Genomic DNA, 13,344 nt, shown 5'->3' with positions numbered 1-13,344 from the left:
CATCATGCCGGGCGACGGCGGGTACGGCTCGGCGCTGCTGGGCTATCATTATTATAGTTGGGCGCTGATCGGCTTTATCGCCGCCATCGTGCTGCTCGCCGCGATCCTGCTGTTCGATCGCCAGTTCGAGGACGACGGCGCAACCCAACCGGTTGCCGGCGGCGTCTTCGCCTACATCGCGGTGTGGCTTGTGATCGGCCTCACCGCGCTGAATGTGGTCTCGGCGTTTCTGGAGTGCGGGCCAAGGGCCTGCGCCGACAACCCGGTCGTGTACGAACTGCTCAAGCACGGATCCTGACAAGGCCGTCAGGGCTGCTTCGGAAGACGGCCTTACGGCCGCTTCGGAAGACGGCTCAGGGCCGCTTCGGAATATCCAGCCCGCGCTGCACCGCTGGCCGCGCCAGGCCGCGCTCCAGCCATGCCGCCACGTGCTTGAAATGATCGAACCCAACGAGATCACGCGCCTCGTAAAAGCCGATGAGGTTGCGCACCCAGCCCAGCATCGCGATGTCGGCGATGGTGTACTCGTCGTCCATGATCCACTGCCGCCCGTCGAGACGGATTTCGATCACGCCGAGCAGACGTTTTGACTCGGCGACATAGCGCTCGAGCGGCCGCTTGTCGGCGATTTCCTTGCCGGCGAATTTGTTGAAATAGCCGAGCTGGCCGAACATCGGCCCGATCCCGCCCATCTGGAACTGCACCCATTGGATGGTCTGGTATCGCCGCGCCGCATCGGCCGGCAGCAGCTTGCCGGTCTTCTCCGCGAGATATTCCAGGATCGCCCCTGACTCGAACAAGCCGAGCGGTTTGCCACCGGGTCCGTTCGGATCGATGATCGCCGGGATCTTGCCGTTAGGGTTGAGCGTCAGAAATTCCGGCGTCTTCTGGTCGTCCTTGCCGAAGTCGATGAGGTGTACTTCATAGGGCAACCCGATCTCCTCCAGCATGATCGAAACCTTGACGCCGTTCGGCGTCGGCAGCGAATAAAGCTGGAGCCGGTCGGGATGTTTCGCCGGCCAGCGTTTGGTGATCGGGAAGGCGGAAAGGTCTGACATGAATTTGCTCGCTGGCTCCGGGCCGTTGTGAGGGATTTGGGATAGCTTATAGCGCTCAAAATCGTTGATCGGGAAATGCCGCGACCAGCGCGCCGATAAAGGCCGTGACCCGGCTGCTCACCAGCCGGCGCGACACGTGCAGCGCCCAGGCCGACACCGGCCGGTCCTCGACGATGCCCCAGCAGACGAGCCGTCCCGCCGCCAGATCGCCTGCCACCATCGAGCGCGGCAGCCGCGCCGCGCCGGCATTGGCAAGTACCGCATCGCGCAGCACCAGGATCGACGACAGGCGCAGCACCGGATTGGGCATCAGCTCTTCCACCGGATCATCGGGCCCTTGCCGTATCCGCCACGTCGCATTTGCCGGTGCCGCATTCAGTACAACGGCCGGGAATGTCGCGGTTTCGCCCGCCGTGCAGGACGGACGCGCGATCGATGGCGGCGCCACCACCAGCATCTCATCGTGCAGGAAGCAGCGGCCGATCAGGCGATCGTCGGGCGCCGGATTGATGCGGATCACCACGTCATAGCCTTCCTCGATCGGATCGACGAAGCGGTCCTCGGCGGTGATCTCGAGCTGAACCTCCGGATAAGCGGCGATGAACTCCGCCGCGATCCGGCCCAGCGCCACCTGCGCGAACAGCACCGGCGCATTGACGCGCAACCGGCCGCGTGGCCGGCCAACGCCGCCGGAGATCGTCTCGCCGGCTTCCACGATCTCCCGCAGCAATCCCTCGGTGCGGGCATGGAGGGCGGCGCCCTCCTCGGTCAGTTGCAGCGACCGCGAGCCGCGCTCAAGCAGCCGCAGACCGAGGCTGTCCTCGAGTTCGGCGATATGCCGCGACAGCGTCGCCTTGGATTGGCCGCTGGCACGGCTGGCCCGCCCGAGGCCACCATGGGTCGCCACCAGATTGAAATCAGCGAGCGCCTGGAGGTCCATTCAGTGATCCAAAAATGGAACGATCTATTCCGAATTTAGCATCTGATCGCGCCATATGGAACAGCGTATATCCATTTTCAGCAAGGGGCGATTGAGCCTCTGGGCGGCCGCAACACCGGCAACCCCTACGGCTTAATCCCGTTGAGCTCCCTGAGCCTCTATCAGCAAGGAATTATGAGATGACCAACATCCCTTCACATTCGCCGTCCGCCTCGATCCCCGCCGACGATCTCAACCGCAGCCTGACCGTCGCCGATCCCGACGGCGCCGGTGTGCCTCACATCTCGGTTGCCGGCGGCACCTACACCATCCTGGTGTCGGGCGCGCAGACCGCGGGCCGCTATTGCCTGGTCGACATGCTGGTGCCGGCCGGTGGTGGGCCGCCGCCGCACCGCCACGACTTCGAGGAAATGTTCACGCTGCTCGAGGGCGAGCTTGAGTTCACCTTTCGCGGAAAGTCGCACAGGGTGCGCGCAGGCTCCACGCTCAACGTTCCCGCCAACGCGCCGCACGCCTTCAAGAACGTCTCGGGCAAGACCGCCCGCATGCTCTGCATGTGCACGCCGGCCGGACAGGATGAATTTTTCCGCGAGGTCGGCTTTCCGGTCGAAGGCCGCACCTCGCCGCCGCCGAAGCCGACCCCGCAGGAGATCGCCGAGAAAGGCCAACTGATCGCGGCGCTGCTGCCGAAATATCGCACCGAGATGGTGAAGATGTGAGGCGGTTCACGCAGGCTTGTCGTCCTCGAGGCTGACGATCACCGCGGCGTTGGCGATGACGATGGAATCGCTGCCCTGCTCGACCGGGATTTCCAACCCGCCTTTGACCGCGGTGACGGTCACCGTTCCGTATGGCAGTTCCTTGGCGACCGCCGCCGTGTCGACCGCTTCGGGGTTCGGCACGGCGATGGTGACATCGACGAACATATCCTTTGAGGTCTTGCCCACCATGCGAAAGAACCCCAGGCTGGAATGGCGGATCGCGTCCGACACCGCGCGCTTCGCCGCCTTGGTCGCGTCGCGGCCGTGAACGTCAACGCCCATGCCCATTTCAGTGATACAGCGCACGCGTGCCATTGGAGTTCTCCGTGTTGTTGGTGGTGTGAGCAGATATTAGTCGGCTCTCTGCATCGTCCCGGGCCACCGCCGCGTCAAGTGATGGCTTAGCAAGCTCGCCCATGTTGAGGGCGCATAACGCCGTCATTGCGAGCGAAGCAAACCCCTTCGTAGGGTGGGCGAAGGCGCCCTCGCGCCATGCCCACCATCTTCGCGTTGCATGCGATTGGTGGGCACGCTTCGCTTTGCCCACCCTACGGCGCACTGCCGTGCTATTTTCAAATCCGGCTTAAGCATCGTCATTGCGAGCGATAGCGAAGCAATCCAGAACAACGAAGGAAGCTGGATTGCTTCGTCGCTTCGCTCCTCGCAATGACGTTGAGAGGTCGGGGCACACCTCCGCATTCTCGCGACAGCATGCGCCCGAGGTTTGCAAATTCGTTCGCCCGCAAAAAAGAGGGCGCAGGGAAGACCGGGTGCGCGCTGCACCCGCGGTCCCGTGTGCAAAAGTAGCAAACAAAAACGCACACGAGCATACAGGTTCAGCGGAAGCAGTCCGGCCTTCCCTGCGCAATGGTTTTACAGCTTATTTCGTGCTCTCCCCGGTGAGACCAGAGCTTGTTTGTCACCGTCGCCCGCAAGAAGCGTGAGCTTCTTGCGAACTTGACACCTGCCATTGGGGCGTCAGGACCACACGACTTTGCCGTCCGCCTCACGCGCCGTTCGTCAAAAGCGCATCCGCGTCCATCGCTCCCCGCCCCAACGTCAGTGACGATGGCCAACGCCCCCTCTCTCGGGACGGGATGGCTAGAAATAAGCAGGTGATTTGCCCTCGAAGGAAACAGAAATATTTTTGCAAAAGGGTCTGGACAGGATTCGGCGCGAGAAGGTGATTTGCCCGTCGGGCAGTTTTGCGAGGCAAGTGGCGGCGATGTCGTGCCGGCATTCGGACATCGTCACGACGGTTTTTTATATTTTCAAAATAGAAGTTCGTACTTGCAAAATAGAAGCAGCTACTTGCAAAATGAAAGTACTAAACCTAGTTACACGCGATGCAGCCGCGGAAAAAGCCTCGCTCGGAATGCCCCGCGGCCCGGACGCTGGAGTCGGTCGGTGAATATTGGAGCATCCTGATCCTGCGTGACGCGTTTCAGGGCTTTACGCGCTTCGACGAATTCCGGCGGAGTCTCGGAATTGCGCCCAATATCCTGACCCGCCGCCTGAAACATCTCACCGCGCAGGGCCTTTTCAAGCGACGCATCTACCACAGGAAGCCCGACTGGTACGAATATGTGCTGACCGAAAAAGGTCGCGACTTTTTTCCCGTCGTGATAGCGATGTTTGCCTGGGGCAACAAACATCTCGCCGCAAAAGGCGCGTCCCTGCTGATGGCAGACCGGGCGTCTTCGCGCGGGGTCGAGCCGGTCATGGTGGCTGCCGGGACCCTTGCGCCGATCACCCTGGATAACGTAGTGCTCGTTCCCGGCCCCAGGGCCAGCCGCGACGTGCACCGGCGGCTGGACGCGATGCGCGCGCTGCGGCCGCACGCAACCGTATAAAGGAAACCGATGCGCAGGATCGTTGTCACGGGAATGGGAGCGGTGTCGCCGCTCGGATGCGGCGTGGAAGCCATCTGGTCGCGGCTGATTGCGGGGCGATCGGGCCTGCGTGCCCTGCCCGCCAGCTTCAGTGCCGACCTCGCCGCACGGGTCGCGGGTATCGTGCCTAACAAGGCTGAGGACAACGAGGCCGGATTCGACCCTGATACCGCGGTGGCGCGGAAAGATCAGCGCAAGATGGATCGCTTCATCCTGTTCGCGATGGCCGCCGCGACCGAAGCGATCGCACAGGCCGGCTGGAAGCCGGAGGACGCGACGTCGCGCGAGAGAACCGCGACCGTGATCGGTTCGGGGATCGGCGGATTCCCCGCCATCGTCGAGGCCGTTCGCACCACCGACACCCGCGGCATCAGGCGTCTGTCGCCGTTCACGGTGCCGTCGTTTCTGGTCAACCTCGCCGCCGGTCAAATCTCCATTCACTTTGGCTATCAGGGTCCGCTCGGCGCCCCCATCACCGCCTGCGCGGCCGGCGTCCAGGCGATCGGCGATGCCGCGCGGCTGATCCAGGCCGGCGAAGCCGACGTCGCGATTTGCGGTGGCACCGACGCCTGCATCGATCTCGTCGCCCTTGGCGGCTTTGCCGCGGCGCGCGCGCTATCGACCAGCTTCAACGACACGCCGAGCCGCGCCTCGCGTCCGTTCGATCGCGACCGCGACGGATTCGTGATGGGAGAAGGTGCCGGAGTTCTCGTGATCGAGGATTTGCAGCACGCGCAGGCGCGCGGCGCAAAGCCGCTGGTCGAACTCGTCGGATATGGCACCAGCTCCGATGCCTATCACATGACATCAGGACCCGAGGACGGCTCGGGCGCCCGCCGCGCGATGCAATTGGCGCTGCGGCAAGCCGGACTTGCGCCCGGCGATGTGCAGCATCTGAACGCGCATTCGACCTCGACGCCAGTCGGCGACCGCGGCGAATTGGCGGCGATCAAGGCCGTGTTCGGCGACGATGGGCGCATCGCGGTCAGCGCGACCAAGTCGGCCACCGGCCATCTGTTGGGTGCCGCCGGCGGGTTGGAAGCGATCTTCACGGCGCTGGCGCTTCGCGACCAGGTCGCACCGCCGACCCTCAACCTCGAAAACCCCGACCCGCTCGCGGACGGGATCGATCTGGTCCGTGGCGAAGCCCGCCGCATGCCGATGACGCACGCGATGTCAAACGGCTTCGGCTTTGGCGGCGTCAATGCAAGCGTCGTGCTGCGCCGCTGGTCGTGACAACCGCGTTATCTGAATCAAGGAAACAGTCCGCCTGGATGCGGCAAGTGAAGCCATCAGGGCCGATCAGGCTTTCCGCTTCAGGTCATCAGTTCATTCCGCCGAACTGGCCAGTCGCGGCTGCGGGACGCGCGAGAATGCGCTGACGACGATCATGGTCGCGACATTCAACGTCAGCGCAATAAAGCCGGTGTTGATTCCCGCCACCAGCGGCGAGGCGCCCGGAAACAAGGTGGCGATGCTGGTCTTGGTGGTCACGACCACCGCGACGGTGGCGACGCCAACCAGAATTCCGGCGATCGCCCCCTGCTTCGTCACCGGATTGTTCGGCAGCAGGCTTGCGACCAGCGGCGGAAACAGTTGCGTGACGATGCTGTAACCCATGATCAAGAGTGCGACGATGCTGTTGCCGCCATTGATCGTAAAGTAGACGGCGACCATCGCAATCAAAGGCGCCGCGAGCTTGGCAATCCTGGAAACGGACCGACCCTCGGTTTCGGGCATCAGCTTCCGATAGATATTGTTCGCAAACAGCGTCGAGGCTGCGATCAGCATCATCGAGCCCGGCACCAGCGCCGTCAGCACTCCGGCCGCCCCGATGACGCCGACGAACCAAGGATCGAAAGTCGCGATCGACAGCCGAAGCAGCGCCAGATCGATCTGGCCGCCGGTCAGCCCCGGCACCTTCAAGACCGCGGTAAATCCAACCAGCATCGAGAACAGCATCACCAGCGAATACAGCGGCATCACCACGGCATTCTTTCGGAAGATGCGTTCCGATTTCGAGGTGTAGATCGAAGCGAAGGTATGCGGCCACATGTAAAGCCCGAGCGCGGAGATCGCGATCGTGGTGCAATACCACATCGGATTTTCGCCGACCTGTGGCAGCGCCAGAAATCCGCTTTTGGCTTTCTCGATGCTCGCGAACATTTCGCCGACGCTGCCGTAATAATGATACGGAAGGTAGAGGCCGAGGAACGCACAGACCAGAAGGATGGTGCAATCCTTGATGGTCGCGTTCCACGCCGATCCATGCACGCCGGACACGACGACGTAGATGCTCATCGCCACCGCCCCGATGATGACAGCGGTCTGGGTCGAGATCGCCCCGTAGGATGCAATCTCGACGATGATTCCGAGCCCCTTGAATTGCAGGATCAGATAGGGAATCAGCGCGACCAGGCCGACGATGGCGACGATGAATCCGACCGCCGGGCTATCGTAGACCCTGGCGAAAAAATCGGGCTGCGTGATCAGATTATGCTGCTTTGCGTATCTCCAGATCGGCGGCAGCAGCCAATAGGACGACACGAACGCCAGACAGGTGTAGGTCATGATGTAGAGCACGGCGCCGCCCTTGCCATAGGCAAACCCGCTGGCGCCGAGGAACGTAAAGGTCGTGTAGATTTCTCCGGCCATCAGCACGAACACGAACACCGTGCCGAACGTTCGCCCGCCCACACTCCATTGTTCGAGATTCATCTTGCGGCCGTGGCTGGCGAGAAGGCCGACGATGATGGCGCCGACCAGCGCCAGGCAGATGATGATCATCGCGGAATTCATCGCGGCTCTCCGCTGGGCTTGGCATTGGCCGGATCGATTTTATAGATCGTCAACATGATGGCCGACATCAGCAGGACGTTGAACAGCGTCCAGGCAAAGAACAGCGGCATTCCAAAAACAAACGGCGTGACGCGATTGAATACGGTCGCCCCGAGAAAGACGCCGATGATCGGCAACGAGACAAGAAAGTATTTCACGGCAACCCCTCCGGTAATTGAAATCCGTCCGCGGCCGTCTGTCATTGGTATTTGAAGCGTATACGCTCTTTATTTCCGGTCAAGCTCAACGCGCAGGCATACCACGCTGCTTTTTGCGGCTCTCGCGATCGGGCTATCTGGCCGAGCCGCGCGACGTGCCACGTCCTCAGACCGCCATCCATTAAAGCGCATGCGCTCTAATTATGATCGAGGCTCAGGTCTCGCCGTGGCGCCCGGGTCCCATCAGCTTGCGCAGCAGAAACAGAAAAGCCTCGCGTTCGGCGGGATTGAGCGGCGCCATGGTTTCGGTGGTGATGGCCTCCGCACACGGAATCATCTGTTCGAGAAGCTGCCCGCCCCGATCGGTCAGCGACGCCACCACCTTGCGTTTGTCGGAGGGGTCGGCGGCAAGCTTGATAAGCTTGCGGGCCTTCAGTCGATTGATGATGCCCCGGATCGTCGCCTGATCGATACCGGTCGAGTTGATGAGGTCGACCTGGGAACTTGGACCGTCGTCATGGATCACGCACAGCGTGACAAACTGCACCGAGGTCAGCTGCTTGTCGCACGCGAGCGCCTGAAATACCGCCAGGTGCCGCTGATAGTTTCTTCGCAGCAGATATCCGACCTGGTTTTTGACCCGATAGGCTTGGGTATCCTTGTTGCCGACGCGGGTTTCGCCCGTCCGATCCCGCCCAGGTCTCGCTCGCTCGTGCATCGTCTCGGTCATTTCAGCGCTGATCTTCGCGGTTCACGATGTCCAATTCCGGCGGCGGACACAAGTCAGGTAGCTGAGAGCCGAAGTACCCCGATGCGCGACGCCTGCCGCCGGAACACGCGCACTTTCATATTAGTGTTGACTAATAGATTAGTATCTACTAATGTATCTGCATGATGCAGCCCTCTCCCATTGATGCCGTGATGCGTACCCTCGCCGACCCGACGCGGCGCGCGGTGTTTGAACGGATCGCGCGGTCCGACGAGATCAGCGTGGCCGACCTGACGCGCGGCAGCGGCGTGACGCAGTCGGCGATCTCGCAACATCTGCGTTCCCTCAAGCAGGCCGGCCTGATCATCGATCGCGCGCAGGGCCGCAACGTCTTCTATCGCAGCGAGCCGAAGGGGCTCGCCCCGTTGTTCGACTGGATGAGCCATTACGACGTGTTCTGGCGTGAGCGGTTCGCCGACCTGCGAACCCTATTGAAGGAGATCGATCCATGAATGAGGCCGCCTTGAAATCCCACACCCAACAGATCGTAGTCGACGACGTGTTTCCGCATGCGCCGGAGATGATCTGGAAAACGCTGACCACCGGCGCGTTGATGGGCCGCTGGCTGAAGATGGCACCTGTCGGGTTCGCGCCCGTCACCGGCACGCGCTTCACCTACCAGACCACGGCAGCCGGCGCATGGGACGGCGTCATTCACTGCGAGGTGCTGGAGGTGATCCCGAACCAACGCCTCGTTTATTCGTGGCAAGGCGGCCACGAAGCCAACTCAGGCTACGGCTCCAGGCTCGATACAGTCGTCACCTTCACGCTTTCCAAAGTGGACAACGGAACAAGGCTTCGTCTGGTCCATTCCGGCTTCGTGCTGCCGAGGAACGAGACCGCTTTCACCAATATGAGCGGCGGCTGGAACAAGGTCGTCCCTGTTATCGCGGCCATCGCCGGCGAACAGAATTGAAATTCACGCAGCAACCAACCCCGGCAGGAGCAATCGCCATGGTGGATATTCTACACAAGATCGGAATCCAGTCGTCGCTGAACGATACCTATCAGGCGTTGACCACGCCCGAAGGTCTTTCCGCCTGGTGGACCAACAGCACGCAAGACGAAACCGATGTCGGCGGCCCGCTAAAATTTCGCTTTGGCGACCGTGGCGGTTTCGACATGAAGGTGCTTGAGCATCGTCCCGACGACCACGTGTTATGGCAAGTCGTCGACGGGCCCGACGAATGGATCGGCACTAAAATAAGTTTCGATCTCAAACAGGATGGCGACTGGACCAGCGTGCTGTTCAAGCACCAGGGCTGGAAGGAGCCGGTGGAGTTCATGCATCATTGCAGCACCAAATGGGGAACCTTTCTGGTCAGCCTGAAGTCACTGCTCGAAACCGGCGAAGGCGCGCCCTTCCCCAACGATATCAAGATCGACAGTTGGGAATAAACCCGCATCCGCCAAGGGAGAACGACGATGACCGATCACAGCATCGCAACCCACGAGCAGTGGCTCGCGGCCCGGCTGGAATTGCTGGCGGCCGAGAAGGAATTCAATCGCCAGCGCGACGCCCTGACGCGCCGGCGAATGGCGATGCCCTGGGAGCACGTGGAGAAGTCCTATTTGTTTGAGGGACCCGACGGCGCGCTGTCGCTCGCTGATCTGTTCGGCGGCCGCTCGCAACTGATCGTCTATCACTTCATGTTCGCGCCCGATTGGGAAGAGGCATGCAAGTCATGCTCGTTCTGGGCCGACAATTTCAACGGCATCCCTGTCCATCTTGGCCATCGCGACGTGACGTTCACGGCGGTGTCGCTGGCGCCGTTGGCCAGGATCGCCGCTTACAAGAAGCGCATGGGCTGGAGCTTTCCATGGGTCTCGTCCCATGGCAGCGATTTCAACTTCGACTACCAGGCATCGTTCACGCCTGACCAGATCGCCGCCGGCACCTATTACAACTACCAGGTTCAGCCGAACAAAGTCTCCGAGCAAGTCGGAATCAGCGTGTTCGCCCGCAATGGGCGCGGCGAACTGTTCCACACCTATTCCTGCTACTCGCGCGGCGTCGACATGCTCAATGGCGCCTACCATTACCTCGACCTGGTGCCGAAGGGCCGCGACGAGGATGATCTGCAATTCTCGATGGCGTGGCTGCGCCGGCACGATCAGTATTGAAGCGATCGACGTGCCGCTGAGCTAGCCGTGACAGGCGACGTGCCGCACGCCGCTCACTGGCTGATCCAGGCGCGGTCAAACAGCGCCATCAGGGTGCCGGTCATGGTGGCGACCAATCTTTCCTGGCCGGACTCCACGGCGAAGGCCCGGCTATCGCAAACCGTGATGGTGCGACCCGGCTTCACCACACGGCCGCGGAACAGGAAATATTCTCCCCTCGCCGGTGCAATCAGGTTGGTCTTGAATTCGACGGTGAGAACCGCGGCATCCTCCGGCATCAGCGAGAACGCCGCATAGCCGCACGCCGAGTCGAGCGCGGTCGCGATGATTCCGGCATGGGTAAAACCATGCTGCTGGGTATAGGCCGGCACCTGCGGCATCCTCAGCTCGATTTCGCCGGCCTTGAGATCGGCAATTTCAATGCCGAGCGTGTTCATGGCCTGCTGGCGCGCGAAGCTGGCTTTGACGCGGGCCTCGAAGTGAGGGTCTTTGGGTTCGAACGATGTCATTGGCCGTGCTGTCCCTTGCCGGTGTCCGCCGCCGCGCCGATCGGCGCGCCGGAATCACAGACCAACAGGCGTACGCGCTTGCGCAGATCGTCGTCTTTGAAGAAACGGACAGCGTCGTTTCGGATCTGGCGTCGCGCCAACGCCCGGAAGCGGCCGGGTGACAGCCCGGCGTGCCGCGCCAGATCCACCGTCATATGGGCCTGATCGGAATATCCGACCTCGGCGGCGATTTGCGCGAAGCCGGCATGGTCGAGCGCCAGATGGCGAAGCGCCTGGCTGAAGCGCTGCAGCGACGCGTAGCGCTTCGGCGCCAGACCGGTGCGGGCGCGAACATGGCGCAGCATCGTTCGCGGCGAGATTCCCGCCGCGGCGGCGCGTGCGGCGATGGTCGGATTGCCGTCGGCTGCCGGCATAGCCGCGCTTTGCTCGGAAGCTGCGGCGTCATCGAGCGCCCCCGCGAACTCGGCTTGCCGCAAGCCGGATTTCCCGACGATGTCCTCGATCCAGCCGTCCAGGGCGTGGACGATATCGTCGAGCGGGTTTTGCTCCCTGACGATCCCGGTGAAGACGCCGGCCAAGGCGGCAAGCGCGATCTCCTCTTCATCAAACACGATGCCCGACGGCCGGCATCGAATGCCGATCATCCAGCCGCGAAAAGCGCGTTGCCGCGGCCGCTGCCCGAAGCGCGGCCGCTGACGCACCGCTATCCAGCGCTCGGCTTCATCGCCACGATGCAGGCTGCCGGCATCCTCGCGGCACACCAGGGCGACCTCACACAGCGGCGAAGCAAAGACGCTTCGGTGCCGACCGGTCAGCCGACCGTTATCCCTCAGGATATAGAGATGGTCGACGAATGCACGATGGCAGCTCAACGGTTCCAGTTCAGCGTAGAGCGCCTCGATTTGCCCGGCCTCACGATCTCGATCTTGCGTGCACGCGGATGTCGGCTTCATGACTTATATTATCATCCGCATCGATGCGCCGCGCCATCCTGTTGGCGTCAGATCACATTGGTCATTTCCGGTCTCCCATGCAGTTGTGGCTCCGTCATCCGACTTGGTGACGGACCGGCGCCACGGTCCAGTCAACCGAACTCTGGTCGATCATGCCGTGCACCGGAGAATGCCCCATCTCAGTCATGATGCCGCTCGCTGCCTTTCGGCCATTTTTGGCCGAATCCCAGATCAACATATCGACGATGGTCCCGTCATCGCGCTCGGCGATCCGCCGGGACCGAAAGCCGGGCTGGCGCTTCAGCCAGGCGTCGATGTCGGCGTTGGCCGCCACGAAGTCCTTGCAGCTGTGCCCTTTGAGCTTGAACGTCGTGACTTCGATTGCTTCGGTCATCGCCTCAATCGCCTCCTGCTTGATGGTTGTCGCCTAGCACCATTCGGTGCAAGGCCATCCGCCGACGGTCAACCCTGCGCGGTCGGGCGAACGATCAGCTCGTTCACATCGACATTTTCAGGCTGCCCGATGGCGAACGCGATTGCCTCGGCAATCGCCGAGGCCGGGATGCACGCCTGGTCCGCCATGGCGCGGATTGCTGCCCTGACCTGCACATCGTTGATGCCGTCGATCAGTTCGCTGCTCGTCATGCCGGGGCTGACGACAGTTACGCGCAGGTGCTTGCTCTCTTGCCGAAGCCCTTCGGAGATCGCACGCACTGCGAATTTGGTCGCGCAATAGATCGCGGCGGTGGGATCCACCCTGTGCCCCGCGGTGGATGCCACATTGATGATGTGTCCCGCACCCTGCTCGCGCATGATCGGCAGCACGGCCGCGATGCCATGAAGAACGCCACGCAAATTGACATCGATCATCTGGTTCCACTCGTCGACACGCAGCGCCTCCAGCATAGACAGCGGCGCCACACCCGCATTATTCACCAGCACGTCGACCCGGCCGTAACGCCCAAAAGCGGTGCTTACGAACGCCTTGACGCTCTCCAAGCTCGTCACGTCGAGCTCGCTGGCGATGGCCTGGCCGCCCGCATCCAGAATCTCTTGCGCGATCGCCGCGATGCGATCCTTACGGCGGGCGCCGAGAACGATCTGGTGGCCCAGCCTGGCGAGATGGCGGGCGGTAGCCTCGCCGATACCGCTGCTGGCGCCGGTGACGAGGATTGTCTTGCTTGTCGCGTTGGTCACTCGGATCTCCGTTTCCGGCTTGAGACAGGGAATTGCCAGCCTTCGACGGAGTTATGCGGCGGCCCAGCTGGCGGCGTTATCCAGATCCTGCAAGATTCATGTACGATCCTGCAAAAGACCGTCGGAGCGGATAACTCGCCTTGCG

The 13,344-nt window shown here is 62.1% G+C and carries 17 protein-coding genes and 1 pseudogene; 8 read left to right on the top strand and 10 right to left on the bottom strand.

Going from position 1 to position 13,344, the window contains the following annotated elements:
* Positions 1–298: pseudogene (locus tag GSQ88_RS18685) on the top strand (disulfide bond formation protein B); the annotation flags it as partial.
* 55 nt (positions 299–353) lie between these two features.
* Here the strand turns inward: GSQ88_RS18685 and GSQ88_RS18680 are convergent.
* Positions 354–1,058 carry a glutathione S-transferase family protein gene (locus GSQ88_RS18680; protein WP_159009202.1) on the bottom strand — a complete coding sequence of 235 codons (705 nt, stop codon included), beginning with the start codon at positions 1,056–1,058 and terminating at the stop codon, positions 354–356.
* 55 nt (positions 1,059–1,113) lie between these two features.
* The gene (locus GSQ88_RS18675; RefSeq protein ID WP_159009201.1) at positions 1,114–1,998 is read right to left on the bottom strand and encodes a LysR family transcriptional regulator; all 885 of its coding nucleotides are present in this window, start codon (positions 1,996–1,998) and stop codon (positions 1,114–1,116) included.
* Positions 1,999–2,177: 179 nt separating this feature from the next.
* Between GSQ88_RS18675 and GSQ88_RS18670 the strand changes: the two genes are divergently transcribed.
* Positions 2,178–2,717: a cupin domain-containing protein gene (locus GSQ88_RS18670; RefSeq protein ID WP_159009200.1), complete on the top strand. Its 540-nt coding sequence runs from the start codon at positions 2,178–2,180 to the stop codon at positions 2,715–2,717.
* A gap of 6 nt (positions 2,718–2,723) precedes the next feature.
* Here GSQ88_RS18670 and GSQ88_RS18665 read toward each other — a convergent pair whose 3' ends face one another.
* Positions 2,724–3,074 carry a Lin0512 family protein gene (locus GSQ88_RS18665; protein ID WP_159009199.1) on the bottom strand — a complete coding sequence of 117 codons (351 nt, stop codon included), beginning with the start codon at positions 3,072–3,074 and terminating at the stop codon, positions 2,724–2,726.
* Between the two features lie 1,031 nt (positions 3,075–4,105).
* On the opposite strand from GSQ88_RS18665, the gene GSQ88_RS18660 reads away from it, so the two are divergent.
* Positions 4,106–4,612 (top strand): winged helix-turn-helix transcriptional regulator, encoded by a 507-nt coding sequence (locus tag GSQ88_RS18660; protein WP_159009198.1) that lies wholly within the window; start codon positions 4,106–4,108, stop codon positions 4,610–4,612.
* A gap of 9 nt (positions 4,613–4,621) precedes the next feature.
* On the top strand, positions 4,622–5,887 hold the full coding sequence (fabF, locus tag GSQ88_RS18655) for a beta-ketoacyl-ACP synthase II (RefSeq protein WP_159009197.1): 1,266 nt from the start codon (positions 4,622–4,624) through the stop codon (positions 5,885–5,887).
* Positions 5,888–5,980: 93 nt separating this feature from the next.
* Here the strand turns inward: fabF and GSQ88_RS18650 are convergent, their stop codons facing one another.
* The 3 genes from GSQ88_RS18650 to GSQ88_RS18640 all read right to left on the bottom strand — a co-directional run bounded on the left by GSQ88_RS18650 (position 5,981) and on the right by GSQ88_RS18640 (position 8,377).
* On the bottom strand, positions 5,981–7,450 hold the full coding sequence (locus GSQ88_RS18650; RefSeq protein ID WP_159009196.1) for a sodium:solute symporter family protein: 1,470 nt from the start codon (positions 7,448–7,450) through the stop codon (positions 5,981–5,983).
* The gene (locus tag GSQ88_RS18645) at positions 7,447–7,647 is read right to left on the bottom strand and encodes a DUF3311 domain-containing protein (protein WP_246784862.1); all 201 of its coding nucleotides are present in this window, start codon (positions 7,645–7,647) and stop codon (positions 7,447–7,449) included. The genes GSQ88_RS18650 and GSQ88_RS18645 overlap by 4 nt, the downstream gene beginning before the upstream one ends.
* Positions 7,648–7,861: 214 nt before the next feature.
* Positions 7,862–8,377 (bottom strand): MarR family winged helix-turn-helix transcriptional regulator, encoded by a 516-nt coding sequence (locus tag GSQ88_RS18640; RefSeq protein WP_246784861.1) that lies wholly within the window; start codon positions 8,375–8,377, stop codon positions 7,862–7,864.
* Between the two features lie 161 nt (positions 8,378–8,538).
* On the opposite strand from GSQ88_RS18640, the gene GSQ88_RS18635 reads away from it, so the two are divergent.
* The 4 genes from GSQ88_RS18635 to GSQ88_RS18620 are packed head-to-tail and all read left to right on the top strand — an operon-like array spanning position 8,539 to position 10,540.
* The gene (locus GSQ88_RS18635) at positions 8,539–8,868 is read left to right on the top strand and encodes an ArsR/SmtB family transcription factor (RefSeq protein ID WP_159009194.1); all 330 of its coding nucleotides are present in this window, start codon (positions 8,539–8,541) and stop codon (positions 8,866–8,868) included.
* Positions 8,865–9,332, top strand: a complete 468-nt coding sequence (locus GSQ88_RS18630) for an SRPBCC family protein (protein ID WP_159009193.1) — start codon at positions 8,865–8,867, stop codon at positions 9,330–9,332. The genes GSQ88_RS18635 and GSQ88_RS18630 overlap by 4 nt, the downstream gene beginning before the upstream one ends.
* A gap of 38 nt (positions 9,333–9,370) precedes the next feature.
* The gene (locus GSQ88_RS18625) at positions 9,371–9,814 is read left to right on the top strand and encodes an SRPBCC family protein (protein ID WP_159009192.1); all 444 of its coding nucleotides are present in this window, start codon (positions 9,371–9,373) and stop codon (positions 9,812–9,814) included.
* A 27-nt stretch (positions 9,815–9,841) separates the two neighbouring features.
* Entirely contained in the window at positions 9,842–10,540 is a 699-nt protein-coding gene (locus GSQ88_RS18620; protein WP_159009191.1) for a DUF899 domain-containing protein, read from the top strand.
* A gap of 53 nt (positions 10,541–10,593) precedes the next feature.
* Here GSQ88_RS18620 and GSQ88_RS18615 read toward each other — a convergent pair whose 3' ends face one another.
* The 4 genes from GSQ88_RS18615 to GSQ88_RS18600 form a co-directional block, all read right to left on the bottom strand.
* Positions 10,594–11,049: a PaaI family thioesterase gene (locus GSQ88_RS18615; RefSeq protein ID WP_159009190.1), complete on the bottom strand. Its 456-nt coding sequence runs from the start codon at positions 11,047–11,049 to the stop codon at positions 10,594–10,596.
* On the bottom strand, positions 11,046–12,002 hold the full coding sequence (locus tag GSQ88_RS18610; RefSeq protein WP_159009189.1) for a helix-turn-helix domain-containing protein: 957 nt from the start codon (positions 12,000–12,002) through the stop codon (positions 11,046–11,048). Before GSQ88_RS18610 ends, GSQ88_RS18615 begins: the two co-directional genes overlap by 4 nt.
* Before the next feature lie 94 nt (positions 12,003–12,096).
* Positions 12,097–12,396, bottom strand: a complete 300-nt coding sequence (locus GSQ88_RS18605; protein ID WP_159009188.1) for a hypothetical protein — start codon at positions 12,394–12,396, stop codon at positions 12,097–12,099.
* Between the two features lie 68 nt (positions 12,397–12,464).
* Positions 12,465–13,199 (bottom strand): SDR family oxidoreductase, encoded by a 735-nt coding sequence (locus GSQ88_RS18600; RefSeq protein ID WP_159009187.1) that lies wholly within the window; start codon positions 13,197–13,199, stop codon positions 12,465–12,467.
* Positions 13,200–13,344 lie beyond the last annotated feature (145 nt).

This window comes from Bradyrhizobium sp. S69 (assembly GCF_009766005.1).
In the GTDB taxonomy this organism is placed as follows: domain Bacteria; phylum Pseudomonadota; class Alphaproteobacteria; order Rhizobiales; family Xanthobacteraceae; genus Bradyrhizobium.
Note: the sequence above shows the minus strand (reverse complement) of the source record. Positions and strands in the feature narration are given on the sequence as shown.